This is a genomic window from Nocardia sp. SYP-A9097, assembly GCF_009649815.1.
In the GTDB taxonomy this organism is placed as follows: Bacteria; Actinomycetota; Actinomycetes; order Mycobacteriales; family Mycobacteriaceae; genus Nocardia.
Genome location: NZ_WJIC01000012.1, coordinates 146,762 through 166,658 on the forward strand (window position 1 = coordinate 146,762; position 19,897 = coordinate 166,658).

The window sequence follows — 19,897 nt, forward strand, 5'->3', positions numbered from 1 at the left end:
CGATCATTGTCTTCTTCATGTTTGCTATGAGGTAGCCGCTTCATCGGGTGGATCGATCGGCGCGCGACAGCAATATTCCAGCCACAATGCCGCCGCCACCAGCATCAGCCCGGCCACCAGACCCACCACCGCACCCGGGGTATCGGCGGCGGCCGCCCGCATATCCCCGCGCTGCGGCAGCAGCCAGATCAGGAACCCCAGCCAGATACCACCCACCAGCGAACCCACCTGCGTCGACGCCTTGGCCAGCGCCACCGCCCGCGCCGCGGTGATCGGATGCAATTGCCGCGGACCGTCGCCGATCCCCCGGTTCTCCACCCGCGCGCGAATCACGAACGCCAGCACCACCTCCAGCACCGCCACCGGCAACAGCGAGGCCCCGGAGAAGACCGTGATGGGCGGAAAACTCGAATAGGCGACATTGGTGGCAATCCAGGCGACCAGCGCCGCCAGGGCCACATTCGCGCACAGATCGAGCACACGAGTCGGCCTCACACCGGCCATCCCAGCGCCAGTTCGGTACGGCGCACACCCTGTACCTCGTCCACGTCCAAGGCCTCGATCAGCTCCCGAAGCGATTGCGGTACACCGGCATTCACCTCCAGCTCGGCCTCGGGCTCCACCTCCAGCCACGGCACCAGCACGAACGCCCGATCCTGCGCCCGCGGATGCGGCAGCGTCAGCGTCGGATCGGTACTGCGACACGGCATCTCGACGTCCCGGCGGCGCTGCCCGGCCCAGACGATATCCACATCGAGAGTCCTCGCGCCCCAGCGCACCTCGCGCACGCGACCGGCGGCCTGCTCCAGCTCCTGACCCACCCGCAGCCAATCCGACGGCTCCAGATTCGGATCCTGCGCCACCAGTACCGCATTGAGGTAATCCTGTTGCGGCACACCACCCCACGGCGGCGTGGAGTACACCGACGACACCGCGAGCAGGCGCGGGCGCAGCGCCTCGATCACGCCGCGCAGATGCGCCAGCCGATCACCCAGGTTCGAACCGATCGACAGCACTACCCGGCTCACCGCTACGCCTCCTCCGGTTCGCGACGACGGGACGTGACCACCCGAACATCGGAGAAGGTATGCGGAATCGGCGCGGAAGGCTTGTGCAGCACCACCTCGACCGCACGAATTCGCGTATCGGCCATTACGGCGTCGGCCAGTTCGGAGACCACCGTCTCGACCAGATCACGCGGTTCGCCCGCCACGATGCGCACCGCCAGATCGGCCAGCTCACCGTAGTGGATGGTGTCGGCGATATCGTCGGACTTCGCGGCGGCCGCGAAGTCGGTCCACACCGTCAGATCCACCACGAAATCCTGGCCGTCCCGCTTCTCGTAGTCGAAGACGCCGTGATGGCCGAAGACCCGCAGGCCGCGCAGTTCGATGCGGTCGGTGCTCAAAGCTGTTCTCCCTGCGTCCAAGTCCACCTGTCGACAACATCGCCACCGCGCGCCCGCCGGGCATTGCGCCAGGCATCGGTGACCGCGATGGCGTCCAGCGAAGCACGCACGTCGTGCACCCGCACACCCCAGCCGCCGTGCTCGGCGGTCAGGGCCGAAATGGTGGCGGTCGCGGTCTCGCGGCCGTCGGGCGGGCGCGGAATATCGGCATCGGCCAGCAGTGAACCGAGGAACCGCTTACGGGACGCGCCGATCAGAATCGGCAGCCCGGTCGCCACGAATTCCGGTAGCGCACCGAGCAATTCCCAATTGTGGCCGGCGTTCTTGGCGAACCCCAAGCCCGGATCGAGCACCAGTTTGGCGGGATCGACACCGGCCGCGACGGCCACATCGACCTGATCGCGCAGCTCCGAAAGCACCTCCGCGACCACATCGTCGTAATGATCGGCAGCCCCGGTGTGGTGATAGTTCGCACCGGCGCGCCAATGCATGAGAATCCACGGAACACCGGCCGCCGCAACGACTTTCGCCATATCGACATCGGCACGCCCACCGGACACGTCATTGACCACCGACACCCCGGCCTCGATGGCGGCCTCGGCCACCCGGGCCCGCATGGTGTCGACACTGGTCGGCACACCCAGCGAAACCAACTCCCGAATCACGGGAGCGACCCGGGCAGCCTCGGTTTCGGGATCGACCCGGCTGGCCCCCGGCCGAGTGGATTCACCGCCGACATCGATGATGTCCGCGCCCATCTCATACAGCCGCCACCCGTGCCCGACGGCCGCACCCACATCCAGATACCGACCGCCATCGGAGAACGAATCCGCGGTGACGTTCACTACGCCCATCACGACGCATGAGCGGCCGCCGCGAGGAACCATCAGTTGTGCCCCCCGCGAACCGCTTTCGGTCATGGTCGGCGTACTCACTTCCGGAGGATGAGGTCCAGGGCCTCGGAGCGCGAGGCCGCGTTGGTCTGCAATAGGCCGCGCACCGCCGAAGTCGTGGTGCTGGCGCCGGGCTTGCGGATACCGCGCATCGCCATGCAGAGATGCTCGGCCTCCACCACTACGATCGCGCCGCGCGGCTCCAGCTTGCGCATGATCGCGTCGGCGATCTGACTGGTGAGGCGCTCCTGCACCTGCGGGCGCTTGGCGTACAGATCCACCAGGCGGGCCAGTTTCGACAGGCCGGTCACCCGGCCGTGCTGGCCCGGAATGTAGCCGACATGCGCGACACCGTGGAACGCCACCAGATGATGCTCGCAGGTGGAGTACAGAGGAATGTCGCGAACCAGCACCAGTTCCTGATGCCCCTCGTCGAAGGTGGTGTTGAGCACGTCCTCCGGTTCGGTGTACAGCCCGGCGAACATCTCCTTGTAGGCCCGCGCGACGCGTGCCGGGGTATCGGCGAGACCGGGACGATCCGGATTCTCACCGACCGCGAGCAGCAATTCCCGCACGGCGGCCTCGGCGCGCTCCTGATCGAACGGCCGACCGGTGTCGAGCGCGATCGGGCCGGAGACGACACGGTTGTTGGCCGACAATCGACACCTCCTGTATTGAAATGCCGTGCCCGCGAGGGACGGCAGGTTCGCGACCGCCCCTGATGGGACGGCTCGCCTCCGGGTCGTCCACCCCTCTCATCGAGTGATGTCCGCCCTCCGGTCGAGCCGACCCGAGCAGATCGCGAACCGTGTGCTGGCGCGCCGTCTGTGACGACGCTCGTCCGCGGCCCGTCAGGACGGGACCGCGAACCTCATGAGCGTATCCGGGCCCCGGTCAGCGACGACCGTTCGGTCCGTCCCAACCACCGTTGTCCTCGTCCTCATTCCCGGCGGGCCGGCTGCCCGGGGTCTGCGGATCCGGCTGGGGGTATCCGGGCTGCGGGTATCCCGGCTGGCCCTGACCCGGCTGGTACCGCTGCCCACCCGCGGGAGCCCAGCCCCCGTAGGCCTGACGCGGCTGCTGCGGCGACGGCTGCTCGTCCTCCTGCGGCGGCCAGCCCGGTGCGGACCAACCGGCGGGAGCGCCGTAATCCGGACGCGAACCGTGCGTACCACCGTGCCGGGGATAACTGCCGGTATTCGGCAGCGGATAACCGGCCGGTGTGGGCGCGGGGTAACCGCCGTACTGCGGCTGCCCACCCGGGTAGGCCGGATCCGCCGCCGGATAGCCACCGCCATTGGCGGGCTGACCGACCGGAACCACCGGGCGCACCGGCTCCTCCGGCCACGGCTCGCCGCGCTCGGTGGCCAGCTCGCGCGGGGTCTTCACCGGCGGGCGATCAGACGGAGTGCGACCACCGAAATCATTGAAAGCGGTAATGCGCGGCCGCTTTTCGATGGTGGCGAGCACGATCTCGAGATCCTTGCGGTGCAGCGTCTCCCGCTCCAGCAGCGCGGTCGCCAGGGCGTCCAGCTCGTCGCGGTAGTCGTTGAGCACGGCCCACGCCTCGGTGTGCGCGGCCTCGATGAGATTGCGCACCTCCTCGTCGATTTCGCGGGCGACCTCGTGCGAGTAGTCCGGCGCGGTGCCCATCGACCGGCCCAGGAACGGGTCGCCCTGCTCCTGGCCGTAGCGGACCGCGCCCAGGCGGGCACTCATGCCGTACTCGGTGACCATGGCGCGCGCGATCTTGGTGGCCTGGTCGATATCGGAGGAGGCACCGGTGGTCGGCTCGTGGAACACCAGTTCCTCGGCCGCGCGACCACCCATGGCCATCACCAGGCGGGCGATCATCTCCGAGCGGGTCATCAGACCCTTGTCGTCCTCGGGCACCGTCATGGCGTGACCGCCGGTGCGACCGCGGGCCAGGATGGTGACCTTGTAGACGGGCTCGATATCGGGCATCGCCCACGCGGCCAGGGTGTGCCCGGCCTCGTGGTAGGCGGTGATCTTCTTCTCGTGCTCGCTGATGATGCGGGACTTGCGGCGCGGGCCGCCGATCACGCGATCGACCGACTCCTCGAGGGACGCACCGGTAATCACGGTCCCGTTCTCACGGGCGGTGAGCAGTGCGGCCTCGTTGATCACATTGGCCAGGTCCGCGCCGGACATGCCGACGGTGCGCTTGGCCAGACCCTCCAGATCGGCCTCGGTGGAGATCGGCTTGCCCTGCGAATGCACGCGCAGGATCTCGCGGCGACCCGCCAGGTCCGGATTGCTGACCGGGATCTGCCGGTCGAACCGGCCCGGGCGCAGCAGCGCCGGATCCAGGATGTCGGGGCGGTTGGTGGCGGCGATGATGATGACGCCGGTGCGCTCACCGAAACCGTCCATCTCGACCAGCAACTGATTCAGCGTCTGCTCACGCTCGTCGTGGCCACCGCCGAGGCCCGCACCGCGCTGGCGGCCGACCGCGTCGATCTCGTCGACGAAGATAATGCAGGGGCTGTTCTGCTTGGCCTGATCGAACAGGTCACGCACCCGCGAAGCACCGACACCGACGAACATTTCGACGAAGTCCGAACCCGAGATGGTGAAGAACGGGACGCCCGCCTCACCCGCGACCGCGCGGGCCAGCAGGGTCTTACCGGTACCGGGCGGGCCGTACAGCAGTACGCCCTTGGGGATTTTCGCGCCCAGGGCCTGGTATCGGGCCGGGTGCTGCAGGAAATCCTTGATCTCGTACAGCTCTTCGACGGCCTCGTCCGCGCCCGCCACATCGGCGAAGGTGGTCTTGGGCATATCCTTCGACAGCTGTTTGGCCTTGGATTTACCGAAGCCCATCATGCCGCCGCGGCCGCCGCCCTGCATGCGGGACATCACGAAGATGAACAGGCCCAGCAGAATCACCATGGGCAGCATGAAGAGCAGGATCTGACTCAGCCAGGAATCCTGTTTCACCGAGGTGTTGACCTTCGCGCCGGAATTCTGCGCGGCCTGGAACACCTGCTGGGAGATCTCACCGCCGCCCGGGTACTTGGCGATGATCTTCTTCTCGCCGCTGGTCGCATCATTGCCGTTCTTCAGCGTGATGCGCAGCTGCTGTTCTTTGTCGTCGATCTGAACGTTGTCGACATTGTCTTTGTTGTTCTGCAGCTGGGAGAGCGCCACCGACGTGTCGACCTTCTGCCAGCCGCGCGTGTCATCACTGAAGATGCTGACCAGATAGATCACGAGCAGGAAGCCCGCGACTATGGCCAGGTTGCGGAACACATTCTTGCGGGTCATAGAGCGTCGGCCGGCGGCCAGTCCTTTCCGGGGGGTGTATCCGGTTTGCCTGCGATGCTTGTGGCGCGTCCGTTCCAGCGAACGGATGCGGACATGCCACGTTACCCCGTAGGGTCGAGTCGTTACATCGCGCAGTTCGGCAGCTAATCCGATTTCAACGAGTAAACGGTTGAAGAACGCAGGTGGTTCCCCGACTGTCTGCGGCAACACGTCGGGTCGATCACCCCCTGGTGTCGGACCGGTTGGTCACAATGATGGCATGGTCGTCCTATCGTGAGTGGCGACACAACAGAGCGCAGGGGGTATGGACATAGTCGAGCTACGGACACCCACAGCGATTGTGCGGCACGGCAACGGGCGACTGACGGTGCTGCGGCCGGGAACGGACGGCGAGCGCGTGCTCGACGTACCGGTTGCCGAACTCCTCAAGGTGCGGTTGAACCGGCGCGCGGATGACGCCGTTGTGATCGAGATCTACCTGCGCTATCCCACCCCCGTGCTGACCGGCGTACCCGCCGATCGCACTCCCCTGCCGGTGCTCATCGCCGAACACGATGTGCCCGCGGCCACCGTCATCGTCGAGCGGATCAACAATCAGATCCTGGCCACCCAGCGCCTGGATGTGGCCGCACCCGACCTGACTCCGCCCGCGCCCTCCTGGGGCCGGTCCGGGCCCACCCGCGCCGATGTGGATCGCGCGGTGCGGCGGATGGCCCCCCAGCGCGATGCCAAACCGGCCATTGCCGCCCTGCATCGCTATGTCACCGCGGACGAGTACGTGCTCGAGTCGGCACTGGTCAACGCGCAGCCGCCCGCAGCGAAAGGCGCTGGGCTGCTTGCGGTCAGCACCACCCGGCTGATCTTCGTCTCGCTCGGCGCGACCAAGCGTTTCGCGCATGAGTTACCGATCGCCGCCCTGTTGTGGGCGCGCACCACGGACGATTCCGCGGCCGGTGGCGCCGCGCCGGGCGAGTACGGCGTGGAGGTGAACGACGGGAATCTGTCCTGGCATTTCACCGGGACCGATCGCGCCGATACCGAAAGGGTCACCGGCGCATTGAATTTCGCGATTCAACGCGAATCCGCCGACGGCGCGGCCGGTTCCGCGGATCCGGGCGTGCACAAGCTCTACTCGGAGTGGGAATTGCTGGTGGAGCGGCACTCCCTGGCAATGGTGGACGACGTCCAATTCCAGCGCTATGGGCGTGGAATTCTGCGGTCACTGCCCGACTGACGGGCAAAGCGGGAATTCGAGGAACTGACCCGCCGGATGGCGGGTCAGTGCTGATTCCTATTCGTCCGATTGTTCGGGTTGTTCCTCCGGCTGGAGTTCGATGCGCCGCCACGGACTGGTCGGGCGCATCCACAGGCGCAGCAGTTCCATCCGCCGGTCCACCCCGCCGGATTTGAGTTCGGCGAGATCCTCGCAGGCCTGCCAGTAGGTCCAGCCCGCCAGATAGGCATCGCCGAATTGCCGCCAATTGCGGTATTTGCGCTGAGCCAGCGGCAGCGCGCGCATCAGGTAGTCCCAGGCGACATCGGCCTCGAGATATCCGGCCGTATAGGCCATGCGGCTGACCGCGACCACGCGCGCCAGATCCCAGGCCTGGATATCGGTGGGCAACGGGCGCACCAGGTGTTCGGTGAGGCCGAGTTTGATCGCCTGCGACCAGATGTCGTAATCGCGAACGAGCGCTTCGGGATTGTCCATGCCGCGGAAGGAACCGACCTGCCGCAGGAAGGCGCGGTGCCGGTCGGCGCGCTCGCCGAAGCGGTCGCGTTCGGGCGAGTTGATGCCCGCCATGACCAGTGGATGCACGAGCGCGTACAGCGGTGAGTGCATGCCCTCCAGCAGTTGCTCCATGGATGCCATGGCCTCGGTGCCGTCGGTGATTCCCCAGGCTCCGGTGAGCGTGTCGATGGCGAGTTCGCGGCGGTCGCCGAGCGGATGCTCGCGTTCGGGGCCGAGCAGCAGGGCGTCGTGGAAGGCATCCCAGCGTGCGGAGTAGAAGCCACCGAGCGCGAGGGCGCGCAGTTCGTTCTCCGTGACCTGCGCTCCGGACCAGTGGTCGTCCTCACGTTGGTCGAGCTCCGGGTAGGGGAAGGTCGTCAGCGTGGGCACGTCGCGGGCTGGCATACCTCGATTCTGTCTCATGGCGGTTTTATTTGCCGCCGCTTCGCCCCGGCGGGTTCGACGTGCCCCGGAGCGAGCTCGCGATTCTTCACCTGTCATGCGAGTAATTCCGGCACTACTCTCACGGGCATGTGTAGAAATATCACCATCCTGCGCGGGCTGGAGCCACCCGCGACGGACCAGGAAATCTACGCGGCCGCGCAGCAATTCGTACGCAAGGTCAGCGGCGTCTCGGGCTTGACCACGGCCACCAAAGCGGCCGTGGACAAAGCGGTGGAGGCCATTGCGGCCGCCACCACCGAACTGCTGGCGGAGCTGCCCGATCGCCGGGTACCGCCGCAGAGTGAACCGCCCCTGCGTCGTATCGCCGCCCGCGAGGCCGCCGCGCCGGCCGAGGACGCGAGCTAAGCGCGCACGCCGTATACCGCGACGCAGTCCAGCGCTATTTCCAGGCGCGGGCCGCGTTGGTCGATGGAGTGCCCGAGTAGTTCCTCTATGCGCTGAATTCGATATCGCACGGTGTTCTTGTGCACGCCAAGTGTTTTCGCGGCGGCGTCCGGACTGCGGCGGGCGCGCAGATAGGCGTGCAGGGTTTCTCGCAGGCGCGCGGATTGTGCGTCGGGCGCTGCCAGTGTGCCCAATTCCCGGTCGATGAGTGCCCGCATGGCGGTTTCGTCGGCTCCGGTCAGATAGGCCACTTCGACGTCGGGGTAGTGCACCACGGCCGGCAGGCCGGGCCGCGCGCGTTCAGTGACCTGCCGGGCGGCGATGGCCTCGCGGTGACCGCCGCGGAATCCGGCGACCTGGGAGGCGGGGATTCCGGCCGCCACCCGGACGGTCGCCTCGACGGGCCAGACGGATTGTGCGGGGTCCGGGAGGTCGTCGTCCAGGCCGATCCAGGCCCAGAGCGCGGATGCGCCGGAGGGGATAGTAAGGACGCTGCCATTACCGAGTGCGCTCGCGCAGCGGGCGGCGACACGATCGAGTAGTCCGGTGCTGTCGTCCGCGCCGTCGGGGCGAACCGGGGTGGTGTCGGTGTCGGTCCAGAGCACGAGGGCGAGATGGCGCTGGGCGAGCTGGTAGCCGAGTCGGGCGGAGGCGTGTTCGATATCGAGGTCGCCGCCGTCGAGCAGGGCGCGCACGATTCCGGCGCGCTGATTGAGGGCGGCGCGCAGTCCGCTCTCACGCTCCTGCATATAGGTTTCGGTGAGGGTCTCGACCGAGGTGCTGATCCAGCGGGTGGAGCGGTCGAAAAGCCTCAGCAGTACGTCTCTTTCGATCTCCCGCGGCAGTTGCCCCTGACCGACGATCTCGGTCATGAAATCCAGCAGTGCCTCCTGGCCGACGTGGTAGACACGCAGCAGCAGCCGGATGTCGTGGCCGCGGCGGGCGATGGTGCGGGCGAAGGCGTGCGCCTGTTCGGGGACCGGATAGTCGAAGCGGTCCTGGGTCAGCCCGCTGAGTACCTCGAAGGCGTGCGCGCGGGTGCTGGCGGCGAGGTCACGGCGCACATCCCGATCGCGGAGTTCGGGAATGCGGGTGATGATCGCGGTGTCGAGGCGGCTGAGCACCTGTTCGAGGTTCTCGGTGCGCAGGTTCTCGGCGACGAAGTCGGCGATCCACTGCCGGGTGCCGGGGCTGGTCTCGATATTCGCCACGCACCGACCTCCGAATTTGGATCCAAAGTACAAAATCGGACTGATTTCTTGACCCGATGAGCCAAGAATGTCCGCGAAGAGTTGTGTCACGATCATAGTTCAGTGAGCTGTCACACACAGCTCACGGAGCCGAGCCGGTTCGCAATGCAGCGCACGTGGGAGAGCACATCGTGACCAATACCGAACCCCGCAAGACCGCACCTCGTAAGGCCGCCGCCAATGGCAGCGCCGAGCTCGAGGTGCGCAATCCCGCCACCGGTGCGCTAGCGGGCACGGTGCCGATCGATTCGGCCGAGACGGTGGCGGCCAAGGTGGCCGCATTGCGCCTGCATCAGCCCGAGTGGGAGGCCATCGGTCCCGACGGCCGCAAGGAGTGGCTGCTCAAACTCCAGGACTGGCTGGTCGACAATACCGACGAGCTCGCCGACATCCTGCAGTCAGAGACCGGTAAGGCGCGCATCGACGCGCTCATCGATCCGGCCTTCTCCATCGATCTGACCGGGTACTACGCGCGCCGGGCCGGGAAATTCCTTGCGGACGAACATCCTTCACCGCACAGCCCGCTGGCCCGGGTGAAGTCGCTGACCCGGGTGTTCCGGCCGTATCCGGTGGTCGGTGTCATCACGCCGTGGAACTTCCCGCTCGCCATGCCCGTCATCGATCTGATTCCGGCGCTGGCCGCGGGTGCCGCCGTCATCCTGAAACCCTCCGAGGTGACCCCACTTTCGGCGGTCGCGCTGGCGCGCGGCTGGCGTGAGATCGGCGCGCCGCCGGTCTTCGATATCGTCACCGGCGCGGGTGCGACAGGTGCGGCCGTGGTCGGCAATGTCGACTATGTGCAGTTCACCGGCTCCACGCCGACCGGCCGCAAGATCGCCGCCGCCTGCACCGAGCGCATGATTCCGTACAGCCTGGAGTTGGGCGGAAAGGATCCGGCCATCGTACTCGCCGACGCTGATCTGGATCGCGCCGCGCACGGTATCGCCTTCGGTGGCCTGTTCAATGCCGGGCAGATGTGTATTTCGGTGGAGCGCGTCTATGTGGAGGCCCCCGTATACGACGAATTCCTGAAGAAGCTGACCGCCGCCGTCAAGGAGGTCCGCCAGGGCGTCGACGGCCGGGAGCCCAAGTACGACATGGGCGCTCTGGCCAATGAGGCGCAGGCGGATATCGTGCAGCGGCATGTCGAGGAGGCTGTCAAGGCGGGTGCGCGAGTGCTCACCGGCGGTAAGCGCACCGGTGTCGGCACCCTGTTCGAGCCGACCGTGCTCGCCGATGTCGACCACACCATGACCTGTATGACCGAGGAGACCTTCGGTCCGACGATTCCGGTCATGAAGGTCGCCGATGAGGCGGAGGCCGTTCGGCTGGCCAATGATTCGATCTTCGGACTCTCCGCCTCGGTGTGGAGCGGTGACAAGGATCGAGCGGAACGCGTTGCGCGCCAATTGAATGCGGGCGCGGTGAACATCAATGACGTGTTCTCCAATATGTTCAGTTTCGCGCTGCCCATGGGCGGCTGGGGGCTGTCCGGGGTGGGTGCGCGCTGGGGTGGCGCGAACGGGGTGCGCAAGTACTGCCGACAGCAGGCCATCACCAAGCCGATCCTGCCAACGCAGACCAAAGAGCTGCTGTGGTTCCCGTATTCGCCTACCAAGCTGGCATTCTCGCTGTCGGCCATGCGGGCCGCGGGTGCGCGCGGACTGCGCCGGTTCAGCGTGCAGGCGGTCTTCGATACCGTGAAGGGGATCAAGTAATGACCGACTTCGGTTCCATCGCAGGCAAAGTCGTGGTGATCACCGGTGGCGCGCGTGGTATCGGGCTGGCCACCGCGACGGCGTTGCACGCACTCGGCGCGAAGATCGCCATCGGCGATATCGACGAGGCAAGTTGTAAAGAGTCCGGTGCGGCACGGGGTTTCGAGCTTTACGGGCGACTCGATGTCACCGATCAGCAGTCGTTCGAGGCGTTCCTCGATGATGTGGAGCGGCGGCTCGGGCCGATCGATGTCCTCATCAACAATGCCGGGATCATGCCCACCGGACGACTGGTGGACGAACCGGACGCCATTACCCGGCGCATTCTGGATATCAATGTGTACGGCGTGATCCTGGGCTCCAAACTGGCGGTGGCGCGCATGCTGCCGCGCGGTCGGGGGCATGTCATCAATATCGCGTCGCTGGCCGGGGAGACCCACATTCCGGGTCTGGCCACCTACAACGCGAGCAAGCACGCGGTGCTCGGGTTCACCGATACGCTGCGCGAGGAGTACCGGGGCACCGGGGTGCGGTTCTCCTCGGTGCTGCCGACGCTCACCAAAACCGAACTGGGATCCGGGGTTACGGCTCCGAAGCTGCTGCGCCCGGCCGAGCCGGAGGAGATCGCGGACGCCATTGCCAAGCTGATCGCGGAGCCCAAGTCGAAGGTGCGGGTCACCGCGATGGCGGGCATCATCGCGCAGCTGGTGGGATTGCTGCCGGAGGCGGCCGGCGATGCCCTCGGGCGGGCGCTGGGTGCGCAGAGCGCGTTCCTGGATGACGTCGACGCGGCGGCACGCAAGGCGTACGAGTCACGGGTGCGCGGGGACAATTGATGAAATGGGTTGTGGCCGAGCACAGTTCGGCCACAACCCGTTATTCCGGTCAGTGCACGGTTGCGAGCACGAAACGCTTTCCCGGATCGATCATCTTGGAAACCGTTGCGCCGTCACCGTATTCGCCGAGCGCTGTCATATTCCAGCCGTGCGCCGCGCGAGTCAGCATGCACATGAAAAGCCCGGTACGGCGTTCGCCCCGGGACAGCTCGAATCGCACCAGTTCCGCACCGGAGTAGTCGTCGACCAGACGGCAGAAGGCGCGCGCGATCTCGTCGAATTTCTGCCCGGAGTAGGAATTCACGGTGAAGAGCAGGGCATACACGTCGGCGGGTAGTGCGGGCAGGTCGACGGTGATCACCTCGTCGTCGCCCTCGCCCGCACCGGTGAGATTGTCCCCGGAGTGCTTGATCGCGCCCTTGAACGCCGAGAGTTTCACGAACCAGACCTTGCCCAATTCCTTGGCCTGCCGGTTGTAGGCGACCACGGAGGCGTCCAGGTCGATATCCTTGCCGCGCTTGGCCGGATCCCACCCGAGCGCCATTTTCACCCGAGTCAGGGACGGCGCACCGGTTTTGGTGAGCGAGACGGTTTCGTTCTTGGACAGGGAAACCCGGCCCTTGTCCAAACTGACCGTCGCCTCGCCGAATCGAGGTTGCGGGGGTGGCGTGTAAGCCTGCGGCGGCGGAGGCGGCGGCTGCTGATACGAATTCTGCTGCGGCGGTGGGTAGTACGCGGGCGGCGGCACCGGTGGCGGGTACGTGGCAGCCGGGGGAACGGGCGGCGGGTAGTTCACCGGTGGCGGTGTATACGCCTGCTGCGGCACGGGCGCATCATCCACGCTGATCCCGAAATCCGTCGCGATCCCCGCCAGGCCATCAGCGTATCCCTGACCAACTGCACGGACCTTCCACATCCCTTGTCGCCGATAGACTTCCACGCCGATCACCGCCGTCTCGGTGCTCAGGTCCGTGGGTGTGAAGCTGGCGAGCACCGTGCCCCGATTCGGGTCGGTGACCGTAATGGTGACTCGTCCGGCGCGGCCCCAATCGGGCGGTCCGGACCCGTCCAGGCTGGCGGTGACCACGATCTTGTCGATATCGGCGGGCACCTGCCGGGTGGCGATCCGAATCCGGTTGGGTGGCTGCGCCGTGACGCCGGGACCGACCGGCTGGTTGTAGAAGATGAAATCACTGTCGGAGCGGACTTTTCCGGTGCCGGTGAGCAGTAGCGCCGCCACATCCACCTGCGTCGCGGCGGTGACCTCGACGACCACCTCGTCCGTGCCGATCGGCGCGTTCGCGCCCTTGACCAATTCCATTGCCTGCCTTACCTCCCCGTCTCCACCACGGTAGCGCCGTATCGTCGGCTGATGGACGACAACGGAGCGGTGTTCATCGGACTGTCCACCCTCGACCTGGCGTACGCGGTGGACCGATACCCGGCCGAGGACAGCAAGACCCAGGCCGACGAATTGTTCCTGGGCGCGGGCGGCCCCGCCGCCAATGCCGCGGTCACCTACGCGCACCTGTCCGGCCGGGTGCCGACGCTGGTCACCGCGCTGGGCAAACATCCGCTGGCCGAGCTGATTCGAGGCGATCTGCAACAGCACGGCGTCGGCCTCACCGATCTCACCCCCGACGGCGAGCATCAGCCGCCGGTCTCCTCGATCATCGTGGCCACCGGCGCGGCCACTCGAACCATTGTGTCGCTGGACGGTTCCCGCGTATACGCGCCGTTCGACAGCACCGCCGCCGAACATCTGGATCGCGTGGGGATTGTGCTGGTGGACGGGCACTACCCGGAACCGGCCCTGCACATTGCCGCGGCAGCCAAGGCGCAGGGCATTCCGGTGGTGCTCGATGCGGGCCGCCGCCGTCCCGTGCACACCGAACTGCTGCCACTGACCGATATCGCGATTTGTTCAGCGGCCTTCACACCGCCGGGAGTACCGCCGAATTCCGCACCGGCGGTCTTCGAGTATCTGCACGCCCTCGGGATCGGCTCCGTGGCGATCACGCGCGGCGCGGACCCCGTTCTCTGGTCGTCCGCCGGTGCCTCCGGCGAAATACCCATTACCGCAACCGCTGCCGTGGACACTCTCGGCGCGGGCGATATCCTGCACGGCGCGTTCTGCCACTTCCACACCCTCGGTGAATCGTTCCCGCGGGCCCTGACCCATGCCGCCGAGATCGCGTCCCGATCCTGCGCCTCGGTCGGTACCCGCGCCTGGATGCGCTAGACGATCCGGTAGGCGCGGCCGAATTTGCGCAGTACCAGATCGGCGCGCGTCAGGGTGCCCTCGACCAGGCGGGCATTGAGCAGATCACTCTGGGCGACTTTGGTTTTGGCGTCCGCCGGGGTGCGGCCGCCGCGAATATGCCGGCGCACCAGGCGCTGTTCGATGACCGGGCGCGGCACGTCCAGGTACCAGGTTTCGTCGAGTAGCGGCCGCACTGCGGACCATGAGCCGTGACCCTCCAGCAGCAGATAGTTTCCCTCGGTGACGACTATGCGCTGATCGCCGATGACCACTCCGCCGGGCATGGGTTCGTGGATCTCGCGATCATAGGTCGGCCACGGAATGGATTGTCCCAGTGGCGCTTCGCGCAGTTTCCGGAGCAGATCGACATAGGCGGCGGCATCGAAGGTATCGGGTTCGCCCTTGCGGGCCAGCTCGCCCAGCGCCCGCAATTGCGCATTGGTGAAATGGAATCCGTCCATCGGCGCGACCTCGGCGATGGGGCTGCCCGCCGCCAGATTGAGTTCATCGCGCACCCCGCGCGCGAGCGTGGATTTGCCCGCCCCGGGCGGTCCGGCGATACCCAGGACGAACCGGCCGGCCTGCCCGTCCGCACGCCGCCGAATACGCGCCGCCAACTCCGCCAGGGAGGTTTCGACACTGCCGCGGTTCACGCGGCCCACCCTACGGAATCGACCCCGAAATCGTTGCCGCCTCGCCAGGTAAAGTACCCCCGCCGGCTACCTGCCGGAGGGAATCGCCCGCAGCAGCGCCCGCAGATCCGCCTCCAGCAGGCGGAAGAGCCAGTAGCTGAGCACGAATGCCAGCACCCCGCCCACGCTCAGCCAGCGCACCGGAACTATCACCAAGGCCAGGTCCTCGCGGGAGACGAAGGTAGCCGTCGCGACCCCCAACAGCGGCACCGACGCCGCCACCGCGAGATACACATTGCTGCGCCGGGCCAGCGCCCACAATCCGCGCCGATCGGCGGGCCCCACCGCACCGCGCACCAGTAACTGCGGGTACAGCACCCGCACCGAATACACCGCGACGAGAAAGAACGGATAGGCGAGAGCGATTGCGGCACACACCGTCTGAGCCGCGAAGAAGTGCGCGAACACATGCGGTGGCAGTCGCGCGCCGGAGCCGTACAGCGCCAACGGCCACGCCACACCCGCGATCATCCACATGATGAACGGAATCCACACCGCCCGCTCCGCCATCAGCAGGGTGTCCGCGCGGGCGCGAGCGAGTTCGGCGGGCGGGTACCGGTGCCCGTGCGCCAGCCGGTACGAGACGGTCAGTGGCCGCCGCGCCAGCCACAAAAGCAGCAGCGCCGCCAGCGGGAAGGCGATGGCATTGTTCACCAGCGCGACCGTGCCGAACCGCTGCTGATCGGCGGCGGCGAGCCGATCCACGATGAGACTCTGATTCAGCCGGATGTTGTAAAAGCTGGCAATGGCATTCGGCACACCCACGCAGAGCGCCACGATCGGCACCGGCCAGCGGCGCGCCCGGGCGCGCCAGCTCTTGGGTGGTGGGTCGACCAGATCGCGGGCGCGCGCGTTCAGGCAGAGGTCGAGCTGTCCCGCCAGTTCCGTGCCGTTCTGCCGGCGGCGCTCCGGATCGGGATGCAGGCATTCCAGCAGTACCCGGCGCAGCGCGGCGGGCGTATCGGCGGGCAGTGCGTTCAGCGCCGCGGGCGGCACGCCCAGGCGCCGCCGTGCCAGCATGGCCGTCACCACCTCGTGCCCCGGCACACCGGTAGCCGGTGGATCGTCGAATGGTGCTGTGCCGGTGAGCATTTCCCACAGCAGTACCCCGAGCGACCAGATATCGCTGCGGGTGTCCGGCATGGGCGCGGTGGGGTCGAGCCGGGCCGCGAGGGCTTCCGGGGACCGCCAGCGCAATTCCTCGGGGGCGTCCGCCGCGGCACCGCCCGCGCCCGGAATCCCGGCGTTCCAATACAGCGCTCCCAGTGCGAAATCCGCCAGTTTGGGTACGCCCTCGGCCGTGAACAGCACATTCGCGGGACGAATATCGTGGTGCTGCACCCCGTGCCGCTCCGCGTAGTCCAGGGCCACCGCCAGCCGGCGCCCGACCCAGGCCACCGTCTCGGGCCAGCTCAGCGCCGTAATCTCCTGCCGCACACTGGACTCCGCGGGCCGTATCTCGCCCCTGGCCTCCATGGCGGCATCGACGGCCCGTAACAGCAGCGCACCGCCGGGCGGCGGAGTCGTTGTGGTGCTGTGGCTTTCGCGCAGCAGCGTCAGCACGCCCTCGGCATTGCCGCCCGGCATGTACTGCATGTACAACAGCCGCAAGGGTTTACTGTCACCGCCGTTGCCGGCGATGAGTCGCTGATCGTAGACGCGGACGATGTAATGGTGGTCGAGCTGGGCGACGGTGGGTGTATCACTGTCCGCGCCCGCTTCGACGCGGACGGCGACCAGGCGCTGCATGGAGCGCTGCCGGGCCAGGAACATGCGACTGTGTGTGGCCCCGCCCAGATCGGTGAGCAGGTCGAAATCGTCCAGGCGGCGGCCTGTTTCGATCCCGGCGGGCAGGGCCGGGGTTTCGGCGCGGACGGCGCCGTCGGCGAAGCGCCGCCGGATCTCACCGGCTACCTCCGGGTATTCGGTGCTGAAGGTGTCCACGTCCAATGCCCGGTAGCGGCTGCGCACCAGGTACTCCTCGCAGACCAGGTCGGCGAATTCGGGGCTGTCGGTGACGGCCGGGAATTCGCTGCGGTACTCCGCGATTCGCTTCTCCAGGCCCGCGCGCCGCCAGCGCTGGCGCATATCGACGCGCACCAGGGCGGTGAGCACATCCAGCTGCAGTGCTGCGCCGTCGGGTACGTAGTGGTTCAGGTGCGGCGGTTCCCGGCGATCACCGCGCAGCGTGGATTCCCAGTCGGCGGCGAAGCGCGAGACCGCCTGGGCGGGATACTCGTTCATGTTCCGGTACCCACCGGCTCCCCGGTGTCACGCGCCTGGCGGCCGGGCGAAACCACCCGTTCCAGGGCCGCCAGATCCGCCTCCAGGGCCCGGAACATGATGTACACGGCCAGGAAGGCCACGATCCCGCCGACACTGAGCACCCGTACCGCCACGATCACCCGGGGAATGTCCTCGGGTGGCAGGAAGGTCACGCCCGCGACCGCCAGCAGCGGCACCGAGGCCGCCACCGCCAGATAGGTGGTGCAGCGGTGCCCGAGGCGATGCAGCCAGACCGCGTCCTCGGCGCTGATGTCGCCGTGCCGCAGGAACATCGGATAGATACACCGCACCAGATAGAAGGTGACCAGGAAGAACGGATAGGCGACCGCGATGGCCCCGCACACCACCATCGACACCACGAAATGCACCATGCTGCTGGTGGGAATCTCACCGGTGGCCAGGCGCAGCGCGATGGGGAAGGTGATGGCCGAGACCACCCACAGGGTGAAGACGACCAGCGAAATGCGTTCCCCCGCAAGCAATATGTCGGCTCTGGCGTGGCGCAGGGTGTCCTCGTCGTAGGTTCTGCCCTTGCGTAATCCGCGTGGTACCAGGATCACCCGTCTGCACTGGTAGACGATGAGCGCGGCCCCGAATGGGAAGAACAGCACGTTCACCGTCACGGTGGTGAGAGTGAAGCTGTGCATGGAGGCTTCGGACATGCGGCTGACGATCAGCGTGTTGTTGTGCACGATGTTGTAGATCGAGGACAGCACATTGGGTATCGCGACGGCCAGCACCACGATCGGTATCAGCCACGGCCGCAACCGCATCCGCCAGCTGTGCGGCGGTGGATCGACCAGATCGCGGGCGCGCTGGTCCAGGCACAGCTCCAACTGGGCGGCCAGGATCGATCCGCTGGACCAGCGGTCGTCGCGGTCGGGTGCCAGGCAGGTGAGCAGGACCCGGCGCAGTGCGGCCGGGCAGTCGTCCGGGACGCGGTCCAGGGCCACGGTGTCGACACCGCCGCGCCGCCGGTTCAGCATGGCCTCCAGGGTGGTGCGGTCGCCTTGGCCACCGGGTCCGGCGGTGGTGTCGTCGAATGGTTTGGCGCCGGTGAGCAATTCCCACAGCACCACGCCGAGGGAGAAGATATCGGCGCGGGTGTCCAGTTCGGCGGCCGTACGCGCCCGCCCGGGATGGCAGGCTTCGAGCTGTTCGGGCGACATGTACGACAGTGAGCCGCCGAAGTAGGCGACCGGACTGGCATCGTCCAGATTGCGGCTGAAGCTGATATTGAAGTCGGCCAGTTTCGGTACGGCTTCGGCGGTGAGCAGTACATTCGCGGGCTTCACATCCCGGTGCAGCACCCCGTGCCCGTCCGCGTAGTCGAGCGCCTCGGCGAGCCGGCGGCCCAGCCACGCAACGGTTTCCGGCCAGCTGAGCCCGGCGATCTCGGCGCGCACACTGGAGTCGGTGGGCCGGATCTCGCCCTTCTCCTCCATGGCCGCGTCCACGGCGTCCAGCAGCAATTGCCCGCTGCGTTCGGCGGCCGGGGTGGCGCGCACCCAGCGCAGCACCCCGAGCAGGGTGCCGCCGGGCAGGAACTGCATGTACAGCAGCCGCATGCGCCGCCCGCTCGAGGTGCGGATACCGGAGATGAGCCGCTGGTCGAAGACGCGCACGATGTAGTCGTGATCCAGTTGCGCCAGGGTCTGCGGTTCGGTGCCGTGATCGGCGGAGACCTTCACCGCGACCAGCCGCTGCAGGGACCGCTGCCGAGCCAGGAACACGCGCGCGAACGCACCGCTGCCGAGACTGGTGAGCAGATCGAAATCGTCTATGCGCTGGCCGATTTCGAGCCGGTCCAGGAGTTCGCCGGTCTCGGGCCCGCTGAGCCCGCCGGTGCTGCCCTCCGCCGCCCGCGCGAATCGCGCCGAGGGATCCCGCTGGGTGAGCTCGCCCGCGTTCGGGATGCGCGTGGAATCGGAGTCGAGCTGTCCTTCGGCGCGGGTGGAGTCGATATCGGGTGGGCCGCCGGGCTGCGTGTCCTCCCCGAATCCGCCTCCGGCACGGGTTGATTCGTCCTGCCCGCGCAGGTACGTGGTGTCGTCGAACGATCCCGCGCTCCGGGTGAACTCGTCCAGGATGTCCACGGCCCGGGTGAACTCGCCGGAGGGAACGCGGGTGGAGTCGAGGTCCGGCGCGGGCTCGGCCCGGGTGGGCTCGTCCGGCCCCATCCGGGTGGATTCGTCCAGGACCGCGCGCCGGGTGCTCTGATCCTCGTCATCGGCATTGAGCAGTTCCCGCAGTTCGTGCGCCTGATGCGGATACTCCCGCAGGCAGTCGCGCGGATCCACCCGTTCACCACTGTGCCGGCGAATGACGAATTCCTCGTACACCAGCCCGGCGGGCAGATCACGCGCGGTGAGTTCGGCGAATTCGGCGCAATATTCGGTGAGCCGTTTACGCTCGCGCGGCGCCGCTCCCGGACCGGGCCGGCGCAGCCAGCGATGCCGTATATCGACCCGAATCAGCTCCAGCAGCGCGTCCCGGCGCAGTGTGCTGGCGTCGGGCAGGAAATCCGCGATCAGCGGTGGTGTGGAGCCGGAACTCCACGCCGCGGTGAAGGCCGCGACCACGCTGAATTCAGGTCCGGCCGAGTAGCGGCCGGAGCGATGCTCGGAGCTTGAAGACATGTCCGCACGCTTTCGAAAAAATCCGCCACACCCGACACCATCA

At 67.2% G+C, this 19,897-nt stretch carries 17 protein-coding genes; 5 read left to right on the forward strand and 12 right to left on the reverse strand.

Going from position 1 to position 19,897, the window contains the following annotated elements; all coding sequences use genetic code 11:
• Positions 1–24: 24 nt before the first annotated feature.
• The 6 genes from GFY24_RS23855 to ftsH all read right to left on the reverse strand — a co-directional run bounded on the left by GFY24_RS23855 (position 25) and on the right by ftsH (position 5,589).
• A complete protein-coding gene (locus GFY24_RS23855; protein WP_153807296.1) occupies positions 25–504 on the reverse strand; it encodes a DUF3180 domain-containing protein in 480 nt (159 codons plus the stop codon).
• Positions 492–1,028, reverse strand: a complete 537-nt coding sequence (folK, locus tag GFY24_RS23860) for a 2-amino-4-hydroxy-6-hydroxymethyldihydropteridine diphosphokinase (protein WP_309231254.1) — start codon at positions 1,026–1,028, stop codon at positions 492–494. The genes GFY24_RS23855 and folK overlap by 13 nt, the downstream gene beginning before the upstream one ends.
• A 2-nt stretch (positions 1,029–1,030) precedes the next feature.
• Complete coding sequence (folB, locus tag GFY24_RS23865; protein ID WP_153807297.1) at positions 1,031–1,408, reverse strand: dihydroneopterin aldolase; 378 nt, start codon at positions 1,406–1,408, stop codon at positions 1,031–1,033.
• A complete protein-coding gene (gene folP, locus GFY24_RS23870; protein WP_153807378.1) occupies positions 1,405–2,262 on the reverse strand; it encodes a dihydropteroate synthase in 858 nt (285 codons plus the stop codon). The genes folB and folP overlap by 4 nt, the downstream gene beginning before the upstream one ends.
• A 77-nt stretch (positions 2,263–2,339) precedes the next feature.
• Entirely contained in the window at positions 2,340–2,960 is a 621-nt protein-coding gene (gene folE, locus GFY24_RS23875; RefSeq protein ID WP_153807298.1) for a GTP cyclohydrolase I FolE, read from the reverse strand.
• A gap of 235 nt (positions 2,961–3,195) precedes the next feature.
• Entirely contained in the window at positions 3,196–5,589 is a 2,394-nt protein-coding gene (gene ftsH / locus GFY24_RS23880) for an ATP-dependent zinc metalloprotease FtsH (protein WP_153807299.1), read from the reverse strand.
• 304 nt (positions 5,590–5,893) lie between these two features.
• Here ftsH and GFY24_RS23885 point away from each other — a divergent pair, with 304 nt between their 5' ends.
• Complete coding sequence (locus tag GFY24_RS23885; protein ID WP_153807300.1) at positions 5,894–6,823, forward strand: hypothetical protein; 930 nt, start codon at positions 5,894–5,896, stop codon at positions 6,821–6,823.
• Between the two features lie 57 nt (positions 6,824–6,880).
• On the opposite strand, the gene GFY24_RS23890 is transcribed toward GFY24_RS23885, so the two are convergent.
• Complete coding sequence (locus GFY24_RS23890; RefSeq protein ID WP_153807301.1) at positions 6,881–7,726, reverse strand: DUF1266 domain-containing protein; 846 nt, start codon at positions 7,724–7,726, stop codon at positions 6,881–6,883.
• Positions 7,727–7,852: 126 nt separating this feature from the next.
• On the opposite strand from GFY24_RS23890, the gene GFY24_RS23895 reads away from it, so the two are divergent.
• Positions 7,853–8,131: a DUF2277 domain-containing protein gene (locus GFY24_RS23895; RefSeq protein WP_153807302.1), complete on the forward strand. Its 279-nt coding sequence runs from the start codon at positions 7,853–7,855 to the stop codon at positions 8,129–8,131.
• Here the strand turns inward: GFY24_RS23895 and GFY24_RS23900 are convergent.
• Positions 8,128–9,381 carry a helix-turn-helix domain-containing protein gene (locus tag GFY24_RS23900; RefSeq protein ID WP_309231255.1) on the reverse strand — a complete coding sequence of 418 codons (1,254 nt, stop codon included), beginning with the start codon at positions 9,379–9,381 and terminating at the stop codon, positions 8,128–8,130. The genes GFY24_RS23895 and GFY24_RS23900 overlap by 4 nt on opposite strands.
• Positions 9,382–9,551: 170 nt before the next feature.
• On the opposite strand from GFY24_RS23900, the gene GFY24_RS23905 reads away from it, so the two are divergent.
• Both GFY24_RS23905 and GFY24_RS23910 read left to right on the forward strand, forming a co-directional pair.
• On the forward strand, positions 9,552–11,138 hold the full coding sequence (locus GFY24_RS23905) for an aldehyde dehydrogenase family protein (RefSeq protein ID WP_375336089.1): 1,587 nt from the start codon (positions 9,552–9,554) through the stop codon (positions 11,136–11,138).
• Positions 11,138–11,974 (forward strand): SDR family oxidoreductase, encoded by an 837-nt coding sequence (locus GFY24_RS23910; protein WP_153807305.1) that lies wholly within the window; start codon positions 11,138–11,140, stop codon positions 11,972–11,974. Before GFY24_RS23905 ends, GFY24_RS23910 begins: the two co-directional genes overlap by 1 nt.
• 49 nt (positions 11,975–12,023) lie before the next feature.
• Here GFY24_RS23910 and GFY24_RS23915 read toward each other — a convergent pair whose 3' ends face one another.
• Positions 12,024–13,295 carry a TerD family protein gene (locus tag GFY24_RS23915; protein ID WP_194852997.1) on the reverse strand — a complete coding sequence of 424 codons (1,272 nt, stop codon included), beginning with the start codon at positions 13,293–13,295 and terminating at the stop codon, positions 12,024–12,026.
• A gap of 51 nt (positions 13,296–13,346) precedes the next feature.
• On the opposite strand from GFY24_RS23915, the gene GFY24_RS23920 reads away from it, so the two are divergent.
• Positions 13,347–14,216, forward strand: a complete 870-nt coding sequence (locus tag GFY24_RS23920; RefSeq protein ID WP_153807306.1) for a PfkB family carbohydrate kinase — start codon at positions 13,347–13,349, stop codon at positions 14,214–14,216.
• Here the strand turns inward: GFY24_RS23920 and GFY24_RS23925 are convergent.
• The 3 genes from GFY24_RS23925 to GFY24_RS23935 form a co-directional block, all read right to left on the reverse strand.
• Positions 14,213–14,890 carry a nucleoside/nucleotide kinase family protein gene (locus tag GFY24_RS23925; RefSeq protein ID WP_309231256.1) on the reverse strand — a complete coding sequence of 226 codons (678 nt, stop codon included), beginning with the start codon at positions 14,888–14,890 and terminating at the stop codon, positions 14,213–14,215. The two genes, GFY24_RS23920 and GFY24_RS23925, sit on opposite strands and share 4 nt — an antisense overlap.
• Positions 14,891–14,956: 66 nt before the next feature.
• The gene (locus GFY24_RS23930) at positions 14,957–17,173 is read right to left on the reverse strand and encodes a protein kinase (RefSeq protein ID WP_153807308.1); all 2,217 of its coding nucleotides are present in this window, start codon (positions 17,171–17,173) and stop codon (positions 14,957–14,959) included.
• A complete protein-coding gene (locus tag GFY24_RS23935) occupies positions 17,170–19,854 on the reverse strand; it encodes a serine/threonine-protein kinase (RefSeq protein ID WP_153807309.1) in 2,685 nt (894 codons plus the stop codon). Before GFY24_RS23935 ends, GFY24_RS23930 begins: the two co-directional genes overlap by 4 nt.
• Positions 19,855–19,897 lie beyond the last annotated feature (43 nt).

Coding starts and splice junctions, on each gene's coding strand:
- GFY24_RS23855 (WP_153807296.1), bottom strand. CDS start 504: ATGGCCGGTGTGAGGCCGACTCGTGTGCTCGATCTGTGCGCGAATGTG.
- folP (WP_153807378.1), bottom strand. CDS start 2,262: ATGGGCGTAGTGAACGTCACCGCGGATTCGTTCTCCGATGGCGGTCGG.
- ftsH (WP_153807299.1), bottom strand. CDS start 5,589: ATGACCCGCAAGAATGTGTTCCGCAACCTGGCCATAGTCGCGGGCTTC.
- GFY24_RS23885 (WP_153807300.1), top strand. CDS start 5,894: ATGGACATAGTCGAGCTACGGACACCCACAGCGATTGTGCGGCACGGC.
- GFY24_RS23890 (WP_153807301.1), bottom strand. CDS start 7,726: ATGCCAGCCCGCGACGTGCCCACGCTGACGACCTTCCCCTACCCGGAG.
- GFY24_RS23895 (WP_153807302.1), top strand. CDS start 7,853: ATGTGTAGAAATATCACCATCCTGCGCGGGCTGGAGCCACCCGCGACG.
- GFY24_RS23910 (WP_153807305.1), top strand. CDS start 11,138: ATGACCGACTTCGGTTCCATCGCAGGCAAAGTCGTGGTGATCACCGGT.
- GFY24_RS23915 (WP_194852997.1), bottom strand. CDS start 13,295: ATGGAATTGGTCAAGGGCGCGAACGCGCCGATCGGCACGGACGAGGTG.
- GFY24_RS23920 (WP_153807306.1), top strand. CDS start 13,347: ATGGACGACAACGGAGCGGTGTTCATCGGACTGTCCACCCTCGACCTG.
- GFY24_RS23930 (WP_153807308.1), bottom strand. CDS start 17,173: ATGAACGAGTATCCCGCCCAGGCGGTCTCGCGCTTCGCCGCCGACTGG.
- GFY24_RS23935 (WP_153807309.1), bottom strand. CDS start 19,854: ATGTCTTCAAGCTCCGAGCATCGCTCCGGCCGCTACTCGGCCGGACCT.